Genomic DNA, 23,202 nt, shown 5'->3' on the forward strand with positions numbered 1-23,202 from the left:
AGTTCAGGCGCGCGGCAGCAGCGGGCCCAGCGGTCCGAGGTCGATGTTCAGGTCCTCGGGCCGCAGCCCGTAGCGCTCGCGCAGTTGCTCCATGCGGTCCTCCAGGAGCATCAGGGTCAGCCCGACCCGCTCCTCCTGCTCCTCGGTCAGGTCTCCGACGTCGAAGCGGCGGATCGCCTGCCGCTCCATGAGCTGGCGCAGCAGCTCGACGACGGTGAGGACGAGTTTCATCAGGTCCCGCTCGACGGTGTCGGGTTCGAGTTCGATGCGGCGGCGTTCAGTCATGGCCCATCACCTCCGGCCAGGGCGACGGCACTTGCGCGTTCACGGAACTGATCAGTGCGTTGAGGTCGATGCGGACGAGGTCCACGTCGGCGATGCGCAGGGTGACGTCGCCCGTGAGGACGACGCCGCCCGCGAGCAGCCGGTCGAGGAGGTCGACCAGGGCGATCTCACGGCGTTCGATGACGGTCATGCTCCGGCCCCCGCCCCGCGCTCCCCGGCCTCGCGCTCCCCGTCCGGCTCCGGGTCGTCCAGGTCGGACGTGAAGGAGTAGCCGGCCCACGGGCCCGTCAGCTCGACGCGCAGGTCCGGGTCGTGGTCCTTGGTGGCGTCGACGCGCTCCACGAACTCCTCGGTGTCCGAACGCTCCACGAGGTACGACGCGTTGAGCACGTTGCGGCCGCTCGTGCGCGACATCTCGGGGTTGTGCGGCGGGTGGATGCGGGTGTGCGCGGCGTGCCGGGCCAGCTCGTCGTGGAGTTCCTGCGCGAAGCGTTCGGCGCGCCGCCACGTGTCGTCGCGGGCGGTGCGCTCGGCGCGGCGGCGGCGCAGATAGTCGCGGCCGGAGGCGGCGGGCGCGGGCGCCGCTGCCGCTGCCGCGGTGCCCCGCTCGGGCTCGTCCACGTACACCTTCACGCCCCACTCCACGCGGCCCGCGAGACGGTCGAGGCCCGCCCGGAAGCGGGCCTCCTGCTCTTCCAGCGCGAGCCGTACGCCGCTGTCGTCGCGGAAGACGGTGGCGAGGCGCAGCGGGAGCGGGCCGGTGACCGTGGTGAGGGCGGCGATCACGTGCTGGTGGGCGCGGGCGGTCCCGGTGAGCCAGTCCAGGTCCTCCAGGTGGGCGCGCAGCGGCGCCTCCGCGAAGTCCCGTTCGGGCACGGCACCGACGACCGCGACGAGCCCGCGGTGCTCCAGCAGCCGGGGCGGGCCGCCGGCCACGCCGGTGAGTTCCGCCGGGAGCGGGGCGTCGAGCGGGTGGCACACGGCGTACACGTAGCGCAGTTCGCGCGGTGCGCCGGTGCCGTCGCCCGGCCCGGTGCGGGTGGTCACGCGGACCCCCTCTCGTCCTCTCTCGCGTTCTCGATCCGGCTTTGCTCGCCCCGGCCGCCCTCGTCGAGTTCGAGGTCGGCGAGGCGCCGCTTCAACTCGGCGTTCTCCCGGGCGAGTTCCTTGCGGCGAGCGCCCGAGGAGAGCGCCGGGTCGTCCTCCCACCAGTCGATGCCCATCTCCTTGGCCTTGTCGATCGAGGCGACGATCAGGCGCAGTTTGATGGTGAGCAGTTCGATGTCGAGCAGGTTGATGCGGATGTCACCGGCGATCACGATCCCCTTGTCGAGGACACGTTCCAGGATGTCGGCGAGGTTGGCCCCGCCGCCGTCACCCCGGTAGGTGTCGGGGAGTCGGCTTGCTGTGCTCATCGATGGGCTCCGCTTCCGGCGGGCTGCCGTTCGCGCGGCGCGGACTCCTCTTCCTCGTCCTCGCCGTACTCCTCAGCCTCGCCCTCGTAGGGTTCCTCCCCCTCGTCCTCGTAGCCCTCTTCGTCGTCGGGCTCGTCCTTCTCGTCACGGGCCTCGTCCTCGGCCTCGTAGTCGCCCTCGTCCTCCGCCTCGTCCTCGTAGGCCTCCTCGTCCTCGGGACCGGCCTCCTCGTGCTCGTCGCCCTCGGCGTGCTCCTCGTCCTCGCCCTCGTACCCCTCCTGCGCCTCCTGGGCCTCCTGCTCCTCCTGCTCCTCGCGCTCCGCGTCCTCGTGGGAGCGGACGAGCTCGCCGTCGCGGATCTCGCCGCGCCAGCCGTCGGTCGCCTCGCCGCGCATGGTGATGAAGCGGGCGAAGTGCTTGAGGTCGAGACGGGCCCGGCGGCCCTGGGCGCGCCAGATGTTGCCGGTCCGCTCGAACAGGCCCTTGGGGTAGTACTCGATGATCAGCAGCACCCGGGTCAGCCGGTCGCCGAGCCGGTGGAAGGAGACGACGCCCTTCGTCGTTCCCTTGCCGCCCTCGGACGTCCAGATGATGCGGTCGTCGGGCACCTGCTCGGTCGTCGTGGCCTTCCAGCTCCGGTTGGACCAGAAGACCTTGAGCTGCCAGTCCGACTTCGTGTCGTCGGCGCGGGCGGCGCTCTTGACGCCCTTGGCGTAGGTGCTGAAGTCCTGGTACTGGGTCCACTGGTCGTAAGCCGTCCGCAGATCGACGCCCACGTCGATGAACTCCATGATGACGGTCGGCTTCGCGCCCGCACCGCGCTTGCTCTTCCCCTTGCCCTTGCCGCCGAGGCCCTTGAACGCGCCGACGACGTTGTCCTTGAGGCGGCCCGCGCCGAGCTCCACCGCGCTGCGCACCGGGCCCTTGCCCTCGGCGAGCTTGCGGCCGCCGTCGAGCGCGAGCTTGGCGAAGCCCGGACTGTTGCCCTCGGCGATGTCGTTCAGCTTCACGGTCGTCTGGCCGAGCTTGCGGCCCGCGCCGACGAGCAGCCGCTGGACCTGGGCGGCGAGGTACTCCTGGAACTCCGCCTTGAGGTGTTCGGCGGCCTCGCTCTGCGTGAGGCCGCTGAGCGGGTTCTTGTTCGTGTCAGCCACGGCTCCGGCCTCCCTTCGCGGCGCGCGGGCCCGCGCCCGCGGTCTTCTTGGCGGGCGCCTTCCTGGCGGGCGCCTTCTTCGCGGCGGCCTTCTTGCCGGGTGCCTTCTTCGCGGGCGGGTTCTTCGCCGCGGTCTTCCTGGGCGGCGCCTTCTCCGCCGTCCGCATCGCCGCGCCGCCAGGCGAGCGCTCCTCGTCGTCCTCGTGCTCGTCGTGCTCGTCGTCCTGCACGTCGCCGGAGTCGGCGTCGGCGTCGGACTCGTACGGCTCGTCCTCGTCGTACGCCTCCTCCTCCGGCTCAGGTTCCTCCTGCGGTTCGCCGCGCCGGCGCAGCAGACCGGTGGCCCGCTTGCCCGCGCCGCGTACGTCGTCCGTGTCCGGGGCGACGCCCGACAGCTGGTCGCGGACGCCCGCCGTGCGGTCGTGGAGACGGTCGGCCAGGCCCTCGATCTGGCGGTTGACGAGGGCGCCCGTGGCCGCCTTGCCGACACCGCGCACATCCTCACGGAGCTGGTCGCCGATCTCCTTGAACTGCGGGTTGTTCTGGAGCTGTTGCTGGACGAGGTCCATCACGCCCCGGGGGCTCAGGTTGAGCCGCTTGCCCGCGACCGCCGTACCGACGGCGAGCGCGAACTTCATCTTCTTCGTACGCCCTAGGACGTATCCGGCCCCGATCGCGAGGCCGAGCGCTGTTCGGTTCAAGGTCGTCCCTCCATACGGTCGAGGAGCTCGTCCTCGACGCGGTCGAACGTTTCCTGATCGATCTCTCCCGCCTCCAGTCGCTCTTCCAGGCGGGCGAGTTCGGCACGTACGGCCGCCGGGTCGTAGTACTGCCGTTCGGCCTCCGCGAGCGCCTGCTGCACCACCCACAGCGACCCGCGCACCGGAGCGAACGGCAGCAGCAGCACCTCCTTCAGGAGTCCCATGGCCCCTCCCGGCCGGCCTCAGTCCGCCGTGGCCGCGGGCCCGGAGGGCCCGGGGTCGACGAAGCTGTACGGGGGCAGCGGCCCGTTGACGGTGAGCAGCAGATGCGGGTGGCCGCCGCGGATCTCGTCGACCGCGGCGAGGAAGTGCTCGGCCTCCTTCTTGTCCACGAGGAACGAGAGGTTGGCGAGCCAGCCCGTGCTCTCGGGCCCGGACGACACCGCGGCCGCGACGGGTTCGAGCAGCTGCCGGAGCGCGACGGCGTCCGTGCGCTCGCGGTCCTGCACGGCGGAGACGACGAGTTCACCGAGGCGCAGCCGCTCCTCGTACGTGCCGCCGCCCGCCTGCCTGTTGGCCTCGGTGAGCGTGCGGAGCTCGGCGTCGTCGACCATCACCTGGTGCAGCACCGCGTCCTCGTCGTGCTGCGCCTTGACGTTGTACTCGACCTTGCCGTCGAGTTCGTCCAGCCGCTCCTGGTAGTGGTCCGCGCGCTCGGCGAGGACCGCCGCCACCGACTCGTCGTCGGGCGCGAGGGAGCCGAACCGCATAGGCAGCACCGGCCCGGCGGCGCCCGCCTCGGAGAGCACGCTCTGGTGGGCGAGCAGGTCGCGGCGCTTGGGCCGCAGATCGTCCGGGGAGTCGCTGACGATCGCCGCGAGCGGGCCCGCCGTCACGAGGCGCACCTCGCGGGCCGGGTCGCCGATCCCGCCCATGCCGGCGGGCAGCGCGGGATGTTCGGAGCTCGCGATGCCGTAGATGTACGTGCCGCCGCTCACTCCTGCTCCTCCTTACGGCGGCTCGTGGCCGACCTGCGGGCGCCGGAGACGGTCTGCGCGGCGCCCGAGAGGGCGCCCTTGGACGTGTCCTGCGACGAGGACCCGTCCTTGGACGAGCCGGATCCGCCGAGCTCGCCGACCAGTTCGGGCAGCCCGGGGCTGCGCTTGGGTCCCGCTTCGAGGTCGAGGCGGTTGCAGGCCTCGGCGAAGCGCAGATACGTGTCGACACTGGCGACGACGACCCTGACGTCGATCTTCAGGATCTCGATGCCCACCAGCGACACACGGACGAAGGCGTCGATGACGAGCCCACGGTCCAGCACGAGTTCGAGTACGTCGTACAGGCCGCTGGAGCCGCCACCGCCGCCGGACTGTTGTGCGGGGACCACGGTCATGAAGGCCGACCCTCCCTGTCTGTGTTGCGCTCGGTTCGAGGCGGAGTTCGGCGGCCTATCGGCCGCCCGGATGACGCGACGTCGCGCGCCCCCGCTCGTAGCGGTGGATGCGCCGGTAGCCGGTCAGGACGCCGTACGGGTCCAGGCTCACCCGGTAGCTTGCCAGCAGGCTCATGGTGTCGGGGACGCGGGCCAGTTCGAGGACCTCGATCTCCAACTCCCAGCCTTCATCGGAGCGTTCGAAGGACGACACGGTCTCGGCCGCCATTCCGGTGAGCTCCGCGAGCTGGGCACGCGCCGCGCGCAGTACCTCCATGGGGCCCGGCGCGCCGCCGTCCGCCTGTGTGCTCTGCTCGTCGCCGCGCTGTCGCTCCGACGACTCTTGTGTCCTTTTTGTATTCGCCATGGCAGCCTCGGTCACCGAGTCTCCACGGCCCTGCGGTACAAACCTCAACTCGCTTACCGGCTACGGAGTTTGCGCCAGGCCGGGCCGAGCGAGTGGCCCCGGCCGAGCAGCTCCTTCCAGGGGTCGGTGCGGGCCTGCTCGACCGCGTTCGCGACGGTCCAGTGCCGGGCGTCCACCTGGGGCGAGCCGAGCTGCCGCCACGTCAGGGGGGTCGCCACGGGGGCGCCGGGCCTGGCGCGCACCGTGTAGGGCACGACGGCGGTCTGGGCGTAGCCGTTGCGCAGGACGTCGAGGAAGAGGCGGTCGCCGCGGTCCTTCTTGCGCGGGGCCGTGGTGAGCCGGTCGGGGTGCTCCTCGGCGAGGGTGTCGGCGACCTGGCGCGCGAAGTCCCGCGTCTCGTCGAAGTCCTGGCTCCGGTCGAGGGGGACGACGACGTGGACGCCGCGGGAGCCGGTGGTCATCGGGGCCGAGCGCAGGCCCAGTTCGTCGAGGAGCGCGTGCAGCAGGCGGGCCGCCTCGCGCACGGTCTCGAAGTCGTCGACGGTGGGGTCGAGGTCGAAGACCAGGCGGTCGGGGTGGTGGATGTCGTCGGCGCGCGACAGCCAGCGGTGCAGGGTGATCGCGGCCTGGTCGACGAGGAACAGCAGGGTGTCGGTGTCGTCGCACACGGTGTGGGTGACGGTGCCGCCCTCCTTGGGCACCTCCACGCGGTGGATCCACTCCGGGTAGTGGTCCGGGGTGTTCTTCTGCATGAACCTCGGGCCTTCGAGGCCGTCGGGGTGGCGTTCCAGCATGAGGGGGCGGTCGCGGAGGTGGGGGAGCATGTGGGGGGCGACGGAGCGGTAGTAGGCGGCGAGGTCGCGTTTGGTGATGCCCGGGAAGAGGGGTTTGTCGGGGCGCTGAATCTCCACGTTCATCGTGGACCTCCTTCGTGTTGCGCCGCACCGTCGTGACACCCCCGGGGCTCCGCCCCGGACCCCGCTGCTCAATCGCCGCAGGGGCTTGAAATTCAAGCCCCTGCGGCGATTGAGCAGATCCAGCCCCGCCGGCGTTTGAGGCGCGGGGTCCGGGGCGGAGCCCCGGGGGTGAGGGCGCGGTGCCGGTCAGGGGGTGATGGCGTGTTCGGTGAGGAGGGCGATCGCGGCGACGATGCCCGCCGCGTCGATCCCGGCGGCCCGCAACTGCTCCTCCGCCCCCGCCGACCCCGGCATCGTCCGCACCCCGAGCCGCACCATCCGCGGCGCCGGCTCCGCGTCGGAGAACGCCTCGGCCACCGCGTCCCCGAGGCCGCCCTGCTCCCGGTGGTCCTCCACCGTGACCAGGCACCCGGTGGCCCGCGCCGCGTCCCGCAGGGTGCGCCGGTCCACGGGCTTGACCGAGTACAGGTCGATGACGCGCACGGGGATGCCCGCCGCCGCCAGCTCGTCCGCCGCCTTCAGCGCCTCGTGGACGGTGACGCCCGCCGCGACGACCGTCACCCGGTCGTCGTCCCCGGAGCGGAGCACCTTGCTGCCGCCGACGGGGAAGTCCTCGTGGGGCGGGTAGATCACGGGAGACGCGCCGCGGGAGGTCCGCAGATAGCGGATCCCGGTCAAGTCCGCCATGCGGCCCACGAGCTGGGCCGTCTGGTTGGCGTCGCACGGGTACAGGACCGTCGAGTCGTGGATCGCCCGCATCATGGCGAGGTCCTCCAGGCCCATCTGGGAGGGGCCGTCCTCACCGATGGCGACGCCCGCGTGCGAGCCGACGAGGTTGATGCCGGTCCCGCTGACGGACGCCATGCGGATGAAGTCGTGGGCGCGGGTCAGGAACGCCGCGAAGGTCGACGCGTACGGCAGCCAGCCGCGCGTGCCCAACCCCACGCTCGTGGCGACGAGTTGCTGTTCGGCGATGTAGCACTCGGCGTACCGCTCGGGGTGCTCCTTGGCGAACATCTCGGTGCGCGTCGAGTCGCCGACCTCGCCGTCGAGCGCGACGACGTCGCCGCGCGCGGAGCCGAGGGCGGTGAGCGCCTGACCGTAGGCGTCGCGGGTGGCGACCTCGTCGCCGACGTCGAAGCGCGGCAGTTCGAGGCGTCCGCTGCGGACCGCGTGCAGGATGCGCGCGGCGGGCGGCGGCTTCACCTCGACGCGTACGCCGCGGTCGCCGCCGAGTTCCTCGATGGCTTCGGCGGCGTCGGGCAGCGGTTTGCCGTGCGCGCCCTCGCGGTCCTCCACCGCCGCGACGCCCTTGCCCTTGTAGGTGCGGGCGATGACGGCGGTGGGCTTGCCGACGGTCGAGGCGGCCTCGTTGTAGGCGCGGTCGATCTCGGCGACGTCGTGGCCGTCGATGACGACGGTGTGCCAGCCGAAGGCCTGGAAGCGGCGTTCGTAGGCGTCGAGGTCGTGGCCGTGGCGGGTGGGTCCGCGCTGGCCGAGCCGGTTGACGTCGACGATCGCGGTGAGGTTGTCGAGCTGTTCGTGTCCGGCGTACTCGGCGCACTCCCACACCGAGCCCTCCGCCATCTCACTGTCGCCGCACAGCGCGTACACCCGGTAGCCGACCCGGTCGAGCCGTTTGCCGGACCAGGCGATGCCGGCCGCGACGGGGAGCCCCTGGCCGAGCGAGCCGGTCGCCGTCTCGACCCAGGGCAGGGCCGTCGGCGTCGGGTGGCCCTCAAGGCGGCTGCCGAGCCTGCGGAAGGTGAGCAGCTCGGTGTCGTTGATGGCGCCGGCCGCCTTGTACGCGGCGTACAGGAGCGGCGACGCGTGGCCCTTGGAGAGGACGAAGCGGTCGTTGCCGGGGTGGGCGGGCCGGTCGAAGTCGTAGCGGAAGTGGCGGCCGAGGAGGACGGCCATCAGGTCGGCGGCGGACATCGAGGACGTCGGGTGTCCCGAGCCCGCGGCGTCCGCGGCGCGCACCGCGTCCACCCTCAACTGCTGCCCGAGGGCTTGGAGTTCGGTGTCGCTGTACGTGGTGGTCACGAGGCACCTCCTTGGTCCGGCTCGCTCTGCTCCGGCTCGGTTCGGGGCTTCTTGCTGTCGCTGTCGTCGGGTACGCGGGCCAGCTCGGGCGAGGCCGATTCGAGCGGCACCGACCAGGAGCGGACGAGGCCCAACTGGACGGCCTGGCGCGGCAGTACGGCGTCGAGCAGCCAGTCGGCGGCGACCCGCACCCGGTTGCCCGGCATCGCGGCCAGGTGGTAGCCGCGGGTGACGGCGCCCGCCAACGGCCCGGACAGCGGGACGCCGAGCGGGTTCGCGGCGGCCTTCACGCCGCCGAGGTCGACGGTGAAGCCGAGGTCCTTGTGCCGGTAGTCGCGGCGCTCGCCCTTGCCGAGGGACGCGGCGACGTTGAGTCCCGCGACGCGCCCCTGCCGCCAGGCGTGCTGCGCCGTCATCGGCGTGTACTGGCCGGGTTTCTCCAGGTCGGGCACGGCGGCGGCGTCACCGCAGGCGAACACCTCGGGGTGACCCGGCACGTTCAGGTACGGGTCGACGAGGAGGCGTCCGCGCTCCAGCGGCCGGCCGAGGTCGGCGACGAGCGGGTCGGGGCGGACGCCGACGCACCACACGAGCGTGCGGGTGTCGACGAACTCGCCGTTGTCCAGGAGCACCCCGTCCTTCGTGGCCTCCTTGACGGACGTCTTGGGCCGCACCTCGACGCCGCGTTCGCGCAGCACCTTGTCCGCGGTGCGGGACAGGTGCGGGTCGAGTTCGGGCAGGACGCGCGGGGCGATGTCGAGCAGCATCCAGCGCGGGCGGATGCCGCGCCGCAGCGGCTGCCTCTTCACGAGCGCGTCGGTCAGCAGCTGCCCCTGCGCGGCGACCTCGGTGCCGGTGTAGCCGGCGCCGACCACGACGAAGGTGCAGCGGGCCCGGCACTCCTCGGGGGTGTCGGCGGCCGCCGCGAGCTCGATCTGGCGGGTGACGTGGTCGCGCAGGTACAGCGCCTCGGGCATGCCGCGGAAGCCGTGCGCGTGCTCGGCGACGCCGGGCACCGGCAGCAGCTTGTTCACGCTGCCGACGGCCAGGATCAGACGGTCGTACTCCAGGGTGCCGCGGCCGCCCTCGGGGTCGGTGTAGGAGACGACGCGGTCGTCGAGGTCGACGCCGTCGGCCTCGCCGAGCACGAGCCGCGCGTGCGGCAGCGTCCCGGACAGCGACACGGTGACCCGGCGCGGTTCCAGGGAGCCCGCGGCCACCTGCGGCAGCAGGGGCAGGTAGAGGAAGTAGTCGGTGGGGTTGAGCAGGGTGACATCGGCGGCGCCCCGGGCCAGCCGCGTCAGCGTCCGGGCGGCCCGGTAGCCGGCGAACCCGGCGCCGACGATCACCACTCGGGCTCGGCGCACGGCGCTCACGCTCCTGCCTTCGGCGGCTCGGTCGGCATCGGGGGCGCCGTCGGCGCGGCGGGCCGTCCGGGGCGCGCCGCGGTCCGCAGGGCGTACGCCGCCACCCCCATCACGACGGCGACCACGAGGGCCGCGCCCCAGTCCGGCATGCCGAGACCGAGGACGAGCCCGAGCGCGAGCGCCACCGCGGCCCCGGCGTACAGGGCGGCGGCGCCGGCGCCCGCGTACAGGGCGGCCCTGCGCCGCTGGGCCCGCAGGGCCCCGGTGAACTCTTCGCGCAACGCCTCGCGGACGGCCCGCGTGACCTGCCCGGTCAGTTGGTCGGTCAGCTGCTCGTCGATGCGGTTCATCATGCGCGCCGGGTACCCGGGCACCGGACCTCATAACGAGGAGCCGCACGGTCCGCTTCGGCGAAACGATCACGCACCCGCGGCCCGGCCGACTAGGCTCCTGCCATGGAGATCCTGGGAACCACGCTGCGCATCTGCGTCGAGGACCTGGAGTCCTCGGTCGCGTTCTACGAGAACCTCACGGGCGGCAGAGCGCTGCGGTTCGAGCGCGGCGGGGTCTCGGTGGCCGCGGTCGGCTGCTTCCTCCTGATGAGCGGGCCGCAGGCGGAGCTGGACGTGCTGCGCAAGGTGTCGGCGACCATCGCGGTCCCCGACGTCGACGAGGCGAACGCGGTGCTGACCGCCTCCGGCGCCAAGGTCATCGCGGGCCCGGTGCCGACGCCGGCGGGCCGCAATCTGATCGCGCTGCACCCGGACGGTTCGGTCTTCGAGTACGTGGACCGCAACGCGCCGGCGGAGGGCGCGGAGGCCTGACGCCGGGACGCCCTACGGCAGGTCGTCGTCCTCTTCGTCGTCCTCGTCGTCGTCCTCCAGGACCAGCTCGTCGACCGGTTCCTGGTCGAAGGCGAGCAGATCGGCCTCCACGTCGTCGATCACCAGCTCGTCGCCGACACCGAACTCCTCGTCGTCGGCGATCCGCACCGCGTCCTCCTCGGCGCTGAGCCCGACATCGCTGCCCTCCTGCGCGTACACGTCCTGGTCGCGCGGCAGGTCCGGATCGGGTTCGTCGTAGAGCAGTCCCGCCTTGGGCGAGGGCTCCCCCAGGCCGGATTCGGGGCCGACGTCCGGTGCCTCGTCGGCGAGCCGGTCGTCGAGCGGCCGCGATGCGATCACCTCGTCGACGGTCGTGTCGCGCTCCTCGGCGACGGTGGGGGCGTCGCCCGGCACGGGCAGCCGCTGCGGGTCCTCGGACTCCTGCTGCCCGGGGGTGCCGTCCTGGAGATCGGGCATCCCCTCGTCCTCCGGGTGCGCTCCCGGGTCGTGCGGCCTGGTCGTCATGGTGTCCCTCTCCTGCGGACGGGCCGTGCGGGTCGCCCTCCGGGTGCCCCGAGTGACGCGGGGAAACTCCTGCGGTGCACGTATCCTCGCCCGGAGCACGACGGGCGAAGGACGGTGCACGTGGCGGGCAGTACGGCGGGGTCGGTCGAGGGGCAGGGGAAGGCGTCCCTGAGCGCGCAGGCGCGGGACGCGGTGCGGCAGCGCATCGTGGACCGCCGCTACCCCATGGGCGCGCGGCTCGTGGAGCGGGAGGTCGCCGAGGAGCTGCGGATGTCGCGGGTGCCGGTGCGCGAGGCGCTGCGCGCGCTCGTCGCGGAGGGCCTGCTCGAACTGCTGCCGCGCAGCGGGGTGCGGGTGCGCCGCCTGGAGCGGGCCGACGTCCGGCATCTGTACGAGGTGTGGGAGCCGCTCGCCGTGCAGGCCTCGCGGCTCGCGGCGCGGGCGGTGGCGGCGCCGGAGCCGCCGTCCCTCGACGCGCTGCGGGCCTGCCTCGACCGGGCGGAACGGGCGGCCGCGGCGGACGAGGGGCCGCGGGAGGTGGCCGCGCACACGGCGTTCCACGAGGAGATCGTGGCGCTGGGCGGCAATCCGCTGCTCTCCCGCACGATGGAGCAGCTGAGCTGGCAGTTGCAGCTGCTGTTCGGGCTGCGCGAGGAGCCGGAGCACATGCGGGCGCAGCACGCGGACATCTACCGGCACATCGCGGCGGGCGACGAGGAGCTGGCGGTGGCGAGCACGCTGCTGCACGTCCGTGACAGCCGGGCGGTGGCGCTGCGCTCCCTCTTCGGCGACACCGCTTTGTATACCGACAGCGACTGAACCACCTCACAAAACGCCACCAAAGCCGCACGCTTCCGAGCCGATCTTGTCGTGCGCTTCCTCTTGGTATACAAAAAGTCGGGCCAGCCCTTCCGCCCTGCCCCTCACCAGGAGCCCCCATGTGCGTCGAGCCCGCCGAGCCCCCGTCCAGCCGACTGACCCGCCGGGGCGTCCTCGCCGCGTCCGCCGTCCTCGCGGGCACCGCGACCGCCCTCGCCGGCGCCACGTCCGCGGCCGCCGCCTCGGCCGGGACCGGGGCGCGCCGTCCGGCCACCGCGCCCCGCGCCGGTGACCTGGTCGTCGAGGGCGGCACCCTGCTGGACCCGGCGACCGGCGCGGTGACCGAGGACGCGGTCGTCGTGATCCGCGACGGCGTGGTGCGCGCGGCCGGTGCCCGCCGCCGCGTGGACGTCCCCGAGGACGCGCCGCGCCTCGACGCGCACGGCCGGTGGATCCTGCCCGGACTCGTCGACGCGCACATCCACCTCAACACCGCGGCCGAGGCGAAGGACGCCGTCCGCAAGGGCGCCACCAGCGCACGCAGCGGCTCCACGAACTTCTACCAGGACATCGCCGTACGGGAGTTGGCCCGCCAGGCCCCCGAACTCGCGCCCCGCCTGCGGGCCGCGGGCGTCTTCGTCACGCCCGACCTCGGCGACACGGTCCTCGGCGACCCGGACCTCACCCCGCTCGCCCGCCTCAAGGACGGGGTGCGCTCGGCCGAGGCGCTGCGCCGCGTCGTCGAGGTGAACCTCCGGCGCGGCGCCGACGTCGTCAAGACGCGCGTCAACGAGCGCGCGGGCCTGCCCGAGCAGGACCCCCTGGCCCAGGTCTACTCGTACGAGCAGCTCTCCGAGGTGGTGGCCGCGGCCAAGCGCGGCGGCAAGGGCGTGCTGTGCCACAGCTACAGCGAGAAGGGCTGCGACGACGCGGTGCGGGCGGGCATCCGCTCCCTGGAGCACGGCGCGTTCGTCGGTGAGCGCACGCTGCACGAGATGCGGCGCAGGGGTACGTACTTCACGCCCACGCTCACCGCCATCGCGGGCCTCGCCGAGTCCGACGACCCGGTCCTCGCCGAGCGCGGCCGCGCGTATCTGCCGGTGCTGAAGAAGGCGGTCCGCGCCGCGCACGAGCTGGGTGTGCCGCTCGCGGCGGGCACCGACTCCTCCGGCGGCGACATCGAACCGATCGGCCGCGAGGTCGAGTTGATGGTGTCGGCGGGCCTGCCCGCGCTCGACGCGATCCGCACGGCGACGACCGGCGCCGCGCGCCTGCTGGGCCTCGACGACACGGTGGGCCGCCTCACGCGCGGCGGCGCGGGCGACGTGCTGCTGGTCGACGGCGACCCGCTGGCGGACGTGACGGTCCTCAAGTCGCCGGTGGGCGTGGTGCGTTCGGGCATCGCGCTCTGACGCTCCGCCCTCCCCGGTCCGGTCCGCACGGGCCGCCCTCCCCCCGGTGTTTCCCCTGGCGTTTCCCCTCGCGTTTCCCCACGAATGAAGGAGAACGGCATGACTCCTCCCCTGTCCCGGCGCGGTGTCCTCGCGGGCGCGGCCTCGCTCGGCGGCGCGGCGCTCGGTACGACGGCGGCGCCCGCCCAGGCACAGGCGCAGGCGCGGGCGGGGGCCGGTGCGGACCGGCGCCCCGGCAGGGCCGTGGTCTTCCGCGACGTCCGCCCCTTCGGCGCCCGCGAGTCCGTGGATCTGACCGTGGTCGACGGCCGGTTCACGGACGCGCCCGCCCCGGCGCACGCGCGGATCGTCGACGGCGGCGGCCGGATCGCGCTGCCGTCCCTGGTGGACGCGCACATCCACCCCGACAAGACGACCTGGGGCAGCGACTGGATCTCGCGGGGGCCGGCGAACGGCATCGCGGACTACTGCGCCCAGGACGTCGAGGTGTTCCGTACGCAGCAACGGCCCGTCGGCGAGCGGGCGTACGGCCTGATGGCGCACGCCGTGACCCGCGGGACGCGCGCCATGCGGGCGCACGCGGACGTGGCGCCCGCCTACGGCCTGGCCGGGGTCGAGGGCGTGGCCGAGGCCCGGGACCGGCTCGCGGACGCGCTGGACGTGCAGATCGTGGCGTTCCCGCAGCACGGTGTGGTGCGCACGCCCGGCACCGCGGAGCTGCTGCGGGCCGCTGCGCGCGACGGGCTCGTCGACATGATCGGCGGCATCGACCCGATCAGCTTCGACCAGGCCATGGACGAACAGCTCGACCTGGTCTTCGACCTCGCGGACCGGTACGGCGTCGGGGTCGACATCCACCTGCACGACCGCGACGAGAAGGGCACGAAGGTGCTGCGCGGCATCGTCGAGCGCACGAAGGCGCTGTCGCTGCGGGGCAAGGTGACGGTCAGTCACGTCTTCTGCCTGCCGCTTCTCGGAGACGCCGAACTGGACTCCATGGCAAGCGACTTGGCGGAGCTGGACATCGCCCTGACGACGGTGGCGCCGAGCGCGGAGCTGGTGCTGCCCATCGCCAGGCTGAAGGAGCACGGGGTGCGGGTCGGGCTCGGGTCCGACGGGGTGCGCGACTCGTGGAGCCCGTTCGGCAACGCCGACATGCTGCACCGAGCGCACATCCTCGGCTGGGTGACCGATGTGCGGCTCGACGACGAGCTGACCGCCTGCTACACGGCGGGGGCGCACGGCGGTGCGGACGTGATGGCGCTGCCGCGGGTCGAGTTCAAGGACGGTGATCCGGCGGACTTCGTGCTGGTGCACGGGGAGTGCGTGCCGCAGGTCGTGGTGGACATGCCGCGGCGGGACGTGGTGGTGCACGGGGGCCGGGTGGTGGCGCGGGACGGCGCCCTGACGTAAACGCCACGGGGCCCCCGCCGTTCAGTCGCCGCGGGGGTCTTCCCGGTCCGGGCCCGTGGGTGCGGGTGGACGCATGCGGAACTCGTAGTGGTCCGGCAGTGACTCGTCCGGGCGCGCCACCTTCGCCCACACGTCGCCGATCGTCTCGGCGCCCTCCCGCAGGTCCGCCACCTCGAACCCGGCGTCGAAGACGGCTCGCGCCGCGTCGAACTCGCCCTCCACGCACAGCAGTTGCGCCTCGATCAACCGGAACCGCCCCCGTCGGCGCGTCTGTGCATGGAGGCGGTCCCACACGCCGCGGGCGGCCTCGGCCCGGCCCGCCGCCAAGAGCGCCTCGATCGCCTCGCGGCCCAGCGCCGCCGTCACAGCGCGCCACGCCTCACCCTCGTCGCGGCGCTCCCCGCACAGGTCGTCGAAGGCCTCCGCGTACCGGTCCGCGGCGCGCTCGGTGTGTCCGTCCACGACATCCGCCACGGCGAGGCACCGCAGGAACGGCCAGAGCGAGGGCGCCAGTTCGAGGCCGCGCTCCCAACTCCGTACAGCCTGCGCCCTGTCCCCCGCATGCCACTGCGCCACCCCGAGGTGGTACTCGGACAGCGGCCTCGCCGGCGCCGTCTCCAGCATGTCCCGCCACGGCGGAGCCACCAGCGTGGGCCCCGGCGGGCCGACCCGCCGCTGCTCCGGGAACGCCCCGGTCTCCAGCAGCTCCCGCCACGGCGCCTGCGCCTCCCCGAGCGTCGACTCCTCGAACGGCGTACCTGTCAACTTCGCGTCCGTGCGCAGCACTTCGAGCGCTCCCCACCCCGAGCCGACCGCCAGCCGCTCCCCCGGCTCGACGTCGGCGCAGGCCCGCCACGCCTCGTACGCGGCGTCGACATCGGCCCGCGGGAGTACGGCCTCAAGGCGTCGCTCCACCTCCCCGACCGCGCGCCCCCAACCCTCCTCGCCCGCGGCGTGCACGGCCTCGGCGTCCGCCGCCAGCGGCCCGTACGCCTCCAGCCAGCTGAACTCGCCGTCCGCCTCCAGGCGCACGTGCTCCAACTGCGTCCGCGCGAGCCCCGCCTGGATCTCGCAGTAGCCGCCCGTGCCCGGCTCGGTCAGCCACTCCTGCCAGCGCCGCCCACCCGTGCCGCTGCCCCACAGGAACAGCTTCCGCCCGCGCAGCGGATCGGTCGACGTCTGCACGAGGCCGTGCCCGGCGTCGTCGAGCGCGGCGATCCAGCGGCGCCGCCCGTCCTCGACCTCGTAGAAGTAGTCGGCGGGGAACTCACTGTTCAGCGGATACGTCCGGTCCACTCCCCCGGATTCCGGCACCGGTACGCGGCGCAGCCTCCGCTCGTACCCGAAGTGCCACGCCTCCTCGGCGGGCGCGAGCACCCGGCGCTCCTCCGGCACCGCGATGTTGGACCACCAGTACGCGGGCGCGGGCCTCTCGTGCGGATTGCGGACGCGGACGCCGACGTAGAGGAAGTCGGAACCGTCCGGGAGCCACAGGTCGACCTGGAACGGCAGGTCGCGCAGTCGCTCCCACTCCCACAGGCGGAGCATCTCCCCGCCGTCGGGGGCGGTCACGCGGGCGGCGTGCAGCGGCGCGCAGGACAGGGTGGTGTGGCCGGTCGCGCCGATGTTCCACTCGATGCCGCCGGAGAACCAGGCGCCGTTGAGCGCGAAGTCGGCGGGCTGGAACACGGGGTTGCGGTACAGGAGTTCACGTTCGGTCGGCTTGTGGAACAGGGACGCCACGCGTCCGCCGAGCCCCGGCAGCACGGTCACCCGCAGCCGCTCGTTCTCCAGCACGATCGTGTCGAGGTCGACGGGCCCGCGCTCACGGCCGTAGCCGTCCCGGATCCGCTCGGGCAGCACACTGCGCAGCGGCTGGTACCCGACCTGCCGAGCCATGTCGAGCGGCATCCCCTCCTTCGCCCGCTCGTCGACCTCGTGCATCTCGTCGAGCGGCCGCAACGCCGCCAACGGATTGTCCACCCCCAACCCCGCCCCCGGCAGAGTCAGCACCGCACGACGTATCCCGGCCACCACGCCTCCCCTCCCACGGGGCGCACCCCGCCCCCTGACCAGGATTCCCCAAACCCGCCATTCCCAGCCCCATGAACTCAGCTCGACGCCGTGATCGCCCACCGCTCGTGGTCACGCCACGCCCCGTCGATGAAGAGGAAGTCCGGCGACAGCCCTTCCCGCCGAAATCCGCCCCGCCGGGCCAGCGCGACGGACGCCACGTTGCCCGGCTGCACGTTGATCTCCAGACGGTGCAGCCCGAGCCGCCCGAACGCATGCCGCACCACAAGAGCGAGCCCCTCGGACATCAGTCCCCGCCCCGCCGCATGCGCGAACGCCCCGTATCCGAGCGCCCCGCAGCGGAACGCCCCCAGCACGACGTTGTTGATGTTGATGAACCCGGCCATCGCCCCACCGTCCCGCTCGCACACCAGGAACCCGTGCCGGGTCGGATCCTCGATGAGCCGCCCCGCGTACTCCGTGTACGTCCCGTCCGTGGTCGGCGGGAACAGCCAGGGCCGGTGCAGCTCCACGCTCTCGCGCGCACGGGCGGTGAACTCCGCGACATCCGCCGCGTCGAGGGAGTAGGGACGTATGCCCACGCGGGGCCCGGTGGCGACGTAGTCGATCATCCGGCCACCCTATGAGCCCCTGCGGCAGCTACACCGTCGCGCCCGGCGGGCACTTCTCACCGTGCTTCACGACGCCCACCCGCACGGTCCGGTCCCCGATCTCCTGGCCGGCGGCCGGGTACTGGGCGCACACCTTCCAGCTCGGCGGCCACAGCACATTGCGATGCCCGCCGCCGATGTCACGCACCTCGACCTTGGTGCGGTAGTCCACACCCGAGAACACGCGGATGAGCCCGCGCCCCCGGAAATCCGGCATCCTCTGCCCACCGGCGGCGGCCGCCGAAGCGGCCGGTTCCACCGCGGCCCGGGGCGCCGGGGAGGCCGCCGAGGCCGCGGGAGCCATCGCCGTCATCGACGCCGTCGCCGCCGTCAGGGCCAGTACCGCCCCGGCCGCTGTCACTGTCGCCACTCGTCTCACTTGCGTCTCCTCGCCACGAAGTAGCCCCCGCAGATCGCGCCGATGACCGCGGTGGCCAGCAGCGCCAGGTACAACGGCACGGTGACCTCGGGAATCAGCAGCCGGATCTTCACGTGCCGGGTGTTCTCGAAGATGAAGACCAGGCCGAGGACGGCGAGGACGAGCACGCCAATCCTGGCCGGCGTGAGCGCGGAGCCGCTCTTCGAGCTTGCACTGCCTTTGGGGCTCACCGATGGACCCTTCCGTCGATCCCCCGGAGGCCGTTGCCGCCTCCCCGCCCAGCATGTCCGGCCAGACGGCACGAACGCACAGGTCAGGGGCCCGTCCGGGTGATGACCACCGGACTACTGGGGCACGACGGGCAGCTCCACGGTCCCGGTGTCGCCCGGCGCGCTGGTGACGGTCACCGGTTTGATCCCCTTGTTGCCGCCGTACGCGCCGTCGCTCGCGGCGATCACGAACCGGATCCGGTGCCCCTTCTCGTAGCGGTGCACGATGCCCGGCAGGGAGACGGTGAAGGGGCGGGTGACGTCCGGGACGCGGACCGGGGCGACGAGCCGGTGCACCAGGGTCTTCGACCCGTCGGGCGCCACGTCGTACAGCTTCGCGAAGAGCACCAGCTTGTCGGCCGCGTCCCCGGAGCCCTGCGTGCGCTCCGCCTTCGGTGAGATCACCCGGAGCCCCGCCTTCGGCGCCCCGACGACGTCGGTCGCGGCGGCCAGCGGCTCGGTGGTCCAGTCGAGGTACGTGCCCTTGGTGTCGTACGGGGCGGGGTCGCTCAGGCCGATGAGCCCGGCGAGCGAGGACTCGGAGTGGCTGGTGGGCACGAGCCAGTTGCGGTACTCGCGGCTGCCGCGGGCCACCTTCTTTCGGTTGTCGACGAGCTTTCCGTCGCCGGAGAGGTACAGCGTGCGGTTCAGCGCGGGGACACTCGACGCCTCCGCGTACGTGCCGTTCGGGTCGGCGATCCAGTCGCGGTAGTACGCGAACGCGGGTCCGGTGTCGGTGCCGCTCTTCTTGTGCAGGTACCGGTCGAACCAGGCCAGCACCCGCCGCCCGACGTAACTCGTCTCCAAGTTCCCCTCGGAGAGGTTGAGTTCGCCGGCGGCCGGGTCGGTGAGGCCGCCGCTGTGGCCCCACGACTGCCAGATCATCTTGGCGGTCGTGCCCTGCCCGGTGAGCGTCTCGTCCGTCGCCTGCGCCTCGTTCAGGTTGAACAGCGAGTCGGCCTGCCCCTGCACGAGCAGCGTCGGCGCCTTCACCCGCTTCAGGTACGACACCGGGGACACGCTCCGGGCATAGTCGAGGAGCCGCTCGGTGTCCTCGGCCGGGTAGCGGCCGGAGTTGAGGGTGCGGATGGTGTCGCAGGCGTCGTCGACGAAGTGCAGACAGCCGAGCTTGTTGATCCGGGACGGGTCGAGGGACGGAGTGAGCAGGGGCTGGCCCTCCCCGATGAGATAGAACCCGTTGGTCCACTGCCACTTGAAGGCGCCGGGCACATCGGCGGCCCCGGGGCCCCGCGCGTTCTGCGGGTCGAGGGAGTACGCCAGGTCGTTCCAGGTGATCAGCGGGACGAGCGCGTCGACGCGGTGGTCGACGGCGGCCGTCGCCATCTGGACGGCGCCGCCGTACGAGCCGCCGATCATGCCGACGCGGGGGTCGCCCTTCTTGTCGGCGGTCACGTAGTCGATCTTCGTGCCGTCGTCGGCGGCGCGGGTACCGGCGAGGAAGTCGATCAGGGCGGAGGCGGCCTTGCCGTCGATACGGGGGTCGTCGAGGGAGACCAGGCAGCCGGACGAGCCGAAGCCGAGGCCCGAGTAGGCGAGCGAGACATAGCCGCGCTGCGCGAACGCCTTGGCACTCGCGTCCGTGGAGCCGTCCGCCTTGCTGCCGCCGAAGCCGTTCGTGGTCAGTACGGCGGGGGCGGGGTGCGCGGCGTCCACCCCGGCGGGGCGGTAGAGGTCGGCGTCCACGGTGCAGTCGCGGTCGCCGGTGTCGACGGTGAGCTTCAGCGGGGTCACCGTGAACGGGGCGGTGGGCGTGTCCGCCTGGGCCGCGGGTACGGCCAGGGTGGCTGCCGCCACGACGGACAGGGCGGCGGCGAGCGGGATGCGGGATCTGTGCACGGCGACCTCCACGGAGTGGGTGCGTACGGTGCGTACCGGCGGGTAACGGTGAGCGCGGAGCCATCGTGTGGCACGTGTCAGCGGGGGGCAATGGGTGTGCGCGGGTGGGTCTTCGGGGGCGGACGGAGATTCGGTGAAGGCCCCCACCGTGGTGGACGCCTCGGGGCTCCGCCTCGGACCCCGCTCTGCTCAAGCGCCGCAGGGGCTTAATTGTGCCCGGCTTGTTTGTGAATACCGCCGGTCAGGTCAGGGCCGGGGTGTCCAGGGTCAGGGTGCGGGCGGCGGCGTCCAGGCGGGCCGCCACTCCGAGCGGCAGCGTCAGCGCTCCCTCGCAGTGGCCGAAGCCGAAGTCCTCCGTCACCGGCACGCCGAGCCCACCGAGCCGGTCCAGCAGCAGCGGGCGCAGCGGTTCGCAGTCCGCCCAGGAGCCGAGCAGGATGCCGGACACCCCCTCCAGCCAGCCGCCGCGCAGGAGTTGCGTGAGGTACCGGTCGATCCGGTACGCGTCCTCCCCCACGTCCTCCAGGCACAGCAGTCCGCCCCGCGCCGACGCCCGCGCCCCCGCCGTGCCGAGCTCCGCCGCGAGCAGCGACAGACACCCGCCGAGGGTGACACCGCGCGCGGTACCGGGCACGAGGGCGCCGGCCGCCTCCCCGACGGCCTCGATGACCCGCACCGTCTCCGGCTTGAAGAGCGTGGCCCGCAGGTGCTCCTGCGCCCGCGGGTTCTTCAGGAAGTCGGCCGTGGCGACCATCGGCCCGTGCAGCGTGCTCACCCCGAGCCGTACCGCGAACGCCTCGTGCAGCGCGGTGATGTCGCTGTAGCCGAGGAACACCTTGGGCGCGGCGGCGCGCATCGCCTCCCAGTCGAGCAGGTCGACCATCCGCTGCGCCCCGTATCCGCCGCGGGCGCAGAACACCGCGTCGACGTCCGGGTCGCACCAGGCCCGCTGGAGGTCGGCGGCGCGGTCCGCGTCCGCTCCCGCCAGGTAGTCGAACTCCCGGTGCTGGTCCAGGACGTGGGGCGCCGCGACCGGTTCGAGGTCCCAGCCGCGCAGGATGTCGAGGCCGCTCTGGAGCGCGGCCTCAGGGACCGGTCCGCTGGGCGCGACGACGGCGACCCGCGCGCCGGGAGCGAGCCGCCGAGGACGGTGCAACGGCTCTCCGGCCGACGTCACTTGGTCAGCTCCAGCGTGGGGACCCCGGTCGCCTGAAGGCCGAACACCTGGGCGTACAGGGAGAGTTCCGCCTCCAGAGCGCGGATCATCGTGTCCGCCCGGCGGAACCCGTGGCCCTCGCCCTCGAACGCGATGTAGGCGTGCGGCACCCGCCGCCCCTCGCTCTCCACCCTCGCCAGGAACCGCTCGCACTGGACCGGCGGGCAGATCACGTCGTCGAGGCCCTGGAGCAGCAGGAACGGGACCGTGAGCCGGTCGGCGTGCTCGGCGGGCGAGCGCTCCGTGTAGCGCGCGGGCACGTCGGCGAGCGGTCCGACGAGGGTCTCCAGGTACCGGGACTCGAAGTCGTGGGTCTCCCCCTCGGCCCAGCCGGTGAGGTCGAGGATGGGGTAGATGACGGTGCCGCAGGCGTAGACGTCGGTGCTGGTCAGGGAGGCGGCGCTGGTCCAGCCTCCGGCGCTGCCGCCGCGGATGGCGAGCCGGTCGCGGTCGGCGGTGCCCTCCTCGGCGAGCGCGAGGGCGACGGCCGCGCAGTCCTCGACGTCGACCACGCCCCACTGCTCGCGGAGTCTGTTGCGGTACTCGCGCCCGTATCCGGTCGAGCCCCCGTAGTTGACCTCGGCGACTCCGATGCCGCGCGACGTGAAGTAGGCGATCTCCAGGTCGAGCACGAGGGGCGCGTGGCCGGTGGGTCCGCCGTGCGCCCACACGACGTACGGCGGGAGTTCGTCGTCGGGGGCCACGTGGGTGGGGTTGTGCGGCGGGTAGACGTGGGCGTGGATGTCGCGTCCGTCGGGCCCGCTGAAGGTGCGGATGTGGGGTTCCGGGTAGTACGCGGGGTCGACCGGGTCGTCGTGCGCGGCACCGATCACGCGGGTGTGCCCGGTGCACGTGTCGAGTTCGACGACCTCGGGCGCGGTGCGCGGGCTGGCGGCGACGCCGACGACGCGGCTGCCGTGCACGGCGAGCGTGGCCGACCACTCCGTCCACGGGCCGGCCGCATCGACGACCTCGCCGGTCTCCGGGTCGAGGATGCCGAGCGCGGTGGCGCCGACGCCGTGCACGACGGCGACGAGTCCGGCCTCCAGCGGCTTGAACCAGCTGAGTCCCAGCTTCCACATCGGCCCGCCGAACTCCTCGTCGCGCGCGCACAGCGGCCGCGCGGCGGCGAGCGTCGGCGGGGCGAGGGTGCCCTGCGGCGTGGTGGGGACGGTGAGGGCGGGCGCGGCGCGGACGTCGGTGGTTCTGGGCGCCCGCTCCGGGGCGGGCGGGACCTCCCATCCACCGCGTACGTCGAGCCGGTACAGGTTCCACCAGCCGCTGCGGTCGCTGGAGTACAGCAGCCCGCCGTCGTGCGCCCACTCGACCTGGCAGACGGACTCCTCGACGCCGCCGGCCACGGCCTGCGCGGCGCCGAAGCAGCCGTCGTCGGCGACCTCCGCGAGCAGCAGCTCCGTGCCGTCCCACGGCATCCGGGGGTGGTCCCAGGCGATCCACGCGGCCCGCCGTCCGTCGGGCGAGAGGCGGGCGGCGGTGAGGAACCGGTGCGCGTCGTCGGTGAGTTCGCGCACCGCGGCGCGGTCCTCCGCCGCCGAGCCGTCGAGCGGCACCGCGGCACCGACGCGGCGCAGGTCGCCCACGCCCTCACCGGTGAACTCCTCCAGGACGCACCAGACTTCGCCGCGCTCCACGTGCAGCTGCGGGTCGACCCAGCGCAGCCCGCCGCCGACGGCCGAGACGGGGGTGAGCGGACGCGGCGCGGCCCCGGGGACGTCGGGCTCGTAGGCGTACAGGCGCTGGTCGGTGAAGTTCACGAAGACCACGAGGGGGCCCTCGGGGCGCTGGGCTCCCGCCCAGGGGCGGCCGCCGTACTCGATGACGCGGCTGCGCACGTTCCACGGTTCGGGCAGCACCGAGCGCTCCGTGCCGTCGGCCAGCCGGCGCACCAGGGCGCGGCGTCCGCCCTCGGTGGGCCGCGGCTCGGTCCACCAGGCCTCGTCGCCGACGAATCCCACGTACTCGGGCTGCCCGTCGTGCGCCGCCGCCAGGGCGGCGTCGATCGGCGACGGCCAGGATCCGTACTCTCGCGTGTGCAGCATGTCGTCCCCGCCCCGCATTTGTCCGGTGCCCCCCATGTTCTTCGCGTCCGCCATCTTTTCC

The 23,202-nt window shown here is 73.2% G+C and carries 26 protein-coding genes; 4 read left to right on the forward strand and 22 right to left on the reverse strand.

Annotated features, from left to right (window positions below; genetic code table 11):
* Positions 1-3 precede the first annotated feature (3 nt).
* The 14 genes from ACYBSK_RS26070 to ACYBSK_RS26135 form a co-directional block, all read right to left on the reverse strand.
* Positions 4-285: a gas vesicle protein K gene (locus ACYBSK_RS26070; protein WP_457479654.1), complete on the reverse strand. Its 282-nt coding sequence runs from the start codon at positions 283-285 to the stop codon at positions 4-6.
* The gene (locus ACYBSK_RS26075) at positions 278-475 is read right to left on the reverse strand and encodes a gas vesicle protein (RefSeq protein WP_460243564.1); all 198 of its coding nucleotides are present in this window, start codon (positions 473-475) and stop codon (positions 278-280) included. The genes ACYBSK_RS26070 and ACYBSK_RS26075 overlap by 8 nt, the downstream gene beginning before the upstream one ends.
* Entirely contained in the window at positions 472-1,332 is an 861-nt protein-coding gene (locus tag ACYBSK_RS26080) for a GvpL/GvpF family gas vesicle protein (protein ID WP_460243565.1), read from the reverse strand. The genes ACYBSK_RS26075 and ACYBSK_RS26080 overlap by 4 nt, the downstream gene beginning before the upstream one ends.
* Positions 1,329-1,700 carry a gas vesicle protein gene (locus ACYBSK_RS26085; protein WP_460243566.1) on the reverse strand — a complete coding sequence of 124 codons (372 nt, stop codon included), beginning with the start codon at positions 1,698-1,700 and terminating at the stop codon, positions 1,329-1,331. The genes ACYBSK_RS26080 and ACYBSK_RS26085 overlap by 4 nt, the downstream gene beginning before the upstream one ends.
* Positions 1,697-2,854 carry an SRPBCC family protein gene (locus ACYBSK_RS26090; protein ID WP_457479658.1) on the reverse strand — a complete coding sequence of 386 codons (1,158 nt, stop codon included), beginning with the start codon at positions 2,852-2,854 and terminating at the stop codon, positions 1,697-1,699. The genes ACYBSK_RS26085 and ACYBSK_RS26090 overlap by 4 nt, the downstream gene beginning before the upstream one ends.
* Positions 2,847-3,554, reverse strand: coding sequence for a DNA primase (locus ACYBSK_RS26095; protein ID WP_460243567.1), 708 nt, complete (start codon positions 3,552-3,554; stop codon positions 2,847-2,849). Before ACYBSK_RS26095 ends, ACYBSK_RS26090 begins: the two co-directional genes overlap by 8 nt.
* Positions 3,551-3,778, reverse strand: coding sequence for a gas vesicle protein GvpG (locus tag ACYBSK_RS26100; RefSeq protein ID WP_457479660.1), 228 nt, complete (start codon positions 3,776-3,778; stop codon positions 3,551-3,553). Before ACYBSK_RS26100 ends, ACYBSK_RS26095 begins: the two co-directional genes overlap by 4 nt.
* An 18-nt stretch (positions 3,779-3,796) precedes the next feature.
* Positions 3,797-4,489: a GvpL/GvpF family gas vesicle protein gene (locus ACYBSK_RS26105; protein ID WP_460247103.1), complete on the reverse strand. Its 693-nt coding sequence runs from the start codon at positions 4,487-4,489 to the stop codon at positions 3,797-3,799.
* A gap of 59 nt (positions 4,490-4,548) precedes the next feature.
* A complete protein-coding gene (gvpJ, locus tag ACYBSK_RS26110; protein ID WP_460243568.1) occupies positions 4,549-4,947 on the reverse strand; it encodes a gas vesicle protein GvpJ in 399 nt (132 codons plus the stop codon).
* Positions 4,948-5,002: 55 nt separating this feature from the next.
* Entirely contained in the window at positions 5,003-5,353 is a 351-nt protein-coding gene (locus tag ACYBSK_RS26115) for a gas vesicle protein GvpO (protein WP_457479663.1), read from the reverse strand.
* A 53-nt stretch (positions 5,354-5,406) separates the two neighbouring features.
* Positions 5,407-6,270 carry a non-homologous end-joining DNA ligase gene (gene ligD, locus ACYBSK_RS26120; protein WP_460243569.1) on the reverse strand — a complete coding sequence of 288 codons (864 nt, stop codon included), beginning with the start codon at positions 6,268-6,270 and terminating at the stop codon, positions 5,407-5,409.
* A 186-nt stretch (positions 6,271-6,456) separates the two neighbouring features.
* Positions 6,457-8,316, reverse strand: coding sequence for a transketolase (locus tag ACYBSK_RS26125; protein WP_457479665.1), 1,860 nt, complete (start codon positions 8,314-8,316; stop codon positions 6,457-6,459).
* Positions 8,313-9,683: an NAD(P)/FAD-dependent oxidoreductase gene (locus ACYBSK_RS26130; RefSeq protein WP_460243570.1), complete on the reverse strand. Its 1,371-nt coding sequence runs from the start codon at positions 9,681-9,683 to the stop codon at positions 8,313-8,315. Before ACYBSK_RS26130 ends, ACYBSK_RS26125 begins: the two co-directional genes overlap by 4 nt.
* Before the next feature lie 5 nt (positions 9,684-9,688).
* Positions 9,689-10,036, reverse strand: a complete 348-nt coding sequence (locus tag ACYBSK_RS26135; RefSeq protein ID WP_457479666.1) for a phage holin family protein — start codon at positions 10,034-10,036, stop codon at positions 9,689-9,691.
* 102 nt (positions 10,037-10,138) lie between these two features.
* On the opposite strand from ACYBSK_RS26135, the gene ACYBSK_RS26140 reads away from it, so the two are divergent.
* On the forward strand, positions 10,139-10,507 hold the full coding sequence (locus ACYBSK_RS26140) for a VOC family protein (RefSeq protein ID WP_457479667.1): 369 nt from the start codon (positions 10,139-10,141) through the stop codon (positions 10,505-10,507).
* A 12-nt stretch (positions 10,508-10,519) separates the two neighbouring features.
* Here the strand turns inward: ACYBSK_RS26140 and ACYBSK_RS26145 are convergent, their stop codons facing one another.
* Positions 10,520-11,032 (reverse strand): DUF5709 domain-containing protein, encoded by a 513-nt coding sequence (locus ACYBSK_RS26145; protein WP_460243571.1) that lies wholly within the window; start codon positions 11,030-11,032, stop codon positions 10,520-10,522.
* Between the two features lie 120 nt (positions 11,033-11,152).
* Here ACYBSK_RS26145 and ACYBSK_RS26150 point away from each other — a divergent pair, with 120 nt between their 5' ends.
* The 3 genes from ACYBSK_RS26150 (at position 11,153) to ACYBSK_RS26160 (ending at position 14,676) form a co-directional block, all read left to right on the forward strand.
* Complete coding sequence (locus ACYBSK_RS26150) at positions 11,153-11,851, forward strand: GntR family transcriptional regulator (protein ID WP_457479669.1); 699 nt, start codon at positions 11,153-11,155, stop codon at positions 11,849-11,851.
* 119 nt (positions 11,852-11,970) lie between these two features.
* Positions 11,971-13,263 (forward strand): amidohydrolase family protein, encoded by a 1,293-nt coding sequence (locus ACYBSK_RS26155; protein WP_460243572.1) that lies wholly within the window; start codon positions 11,971-11,973, stop codon positions 13,261-13,263.
* A gap of 99 nt (positions 13,264-13,362) precedes the next feature.
* Entirely contained in the window at positions 13,363-14,676 is a 1,314-nt protein-coding gene (locus ACYBSK_RS26160) for an amidohydrolase (protein ID WP_460243573.1), read from the forward strand.
* Between the two features lie 21 nt (positions 14,677-14,697).
* On the opposite strand, the gene ACYBSK_RS26165 is transcribed toward ACYBSK_RS26160, so the two are convergent.
* From ACYBSK_RS26165 to ACYBSK_RS26195, 7 genes are all read right to left on the reverse strand, one after another.
* Positions 14,698-16,710: a DUF5107 domain-containing protein gene (locus tag ACYBSK_RS26165; protein WP_460243574.1), complete on the reverse strand. Its 2,013-nt coding sequence runs from the start codon at positions 16,708-16,710 to the stop codon at positions 14,698-14,700.
* Between the two features lie 77 nt (positions 16,711-16,787).
* Entirely contained in the window at positions 16,788-17,321 is a 534-nt protein-coding gene (locus ACYBSK_RS26170) for a GNAT family N-acetyltransferase (protein ID WP_457479673.1), read from the reverse strand.
* Between the two features lie 28 nt (positions 17,322-17,349).
* Entirely contained in the window at positions 17,350-17,730 is a 381-nt protein-coding gene (locus tag ACYBSK_RS26175; RefSeq protein ID WP_460243575.1) for a hypothetical protein, read from the reverse strand.
* Positions 17,731-17,735: 5 nt separating this feature from the next.
* Positions 17,736-17,969, reverse strand: a complete 234-nt coding sequence (locus tag ACYBSK_RS26180; RefSeq protein WP_457479675.1) for a LapA family protein — start codon at positions 17,967-17,969, stop codon at positions 17,736-17,738.
* Positions 17,970-18,083: 114 nt separating this feature from the next.
* Positions 18,084-19,865, reverse strand: coding sequence for a CocE/NonD family hydrolase (locus tag ACYBSK_RS26185; RefSeq protein WP_460243576.1), 1,782 nt, complete (start codon positions 19,863-19,865; stop codon positions 18,084-18,086).
* A 241-nt stretch (positions 19,866-20,106) separates the two neighbouring features.
* Positions 20,107-21,042 carry a S66 peptidase family protein gene (locus ACYBSK_RS26190; RefSeq protein WP_460243577.1) on the reverse strand — a complete coding sequence of 312 codons (936 nt, stop codon included), beginning with the start codon at positions 21,040-21,042 and terminating at the stop codon, positions 20,107-20,109.
* Complete coding sequence (locus ACYBSK_RS26195) at positions 21,039-23,141, reverse strand: prolyl oligopeptidase family serine peptidase (RefSeq protein ID WP_460243578.1); 2,103 nt, start codon at positions 23,139-23,141, stop codon at positions 21,039-21,041. Before ACYBSK_RS26195 ends, ACYBSK_RS26190 begins: the two co-directional genes overlap by 4 nt.
* Positions 23,142-23,202 lie beyond the last annotated feature (61 nt).

The organism is Streptomyces sp. BYX5S, assembly GCF_054724165.1.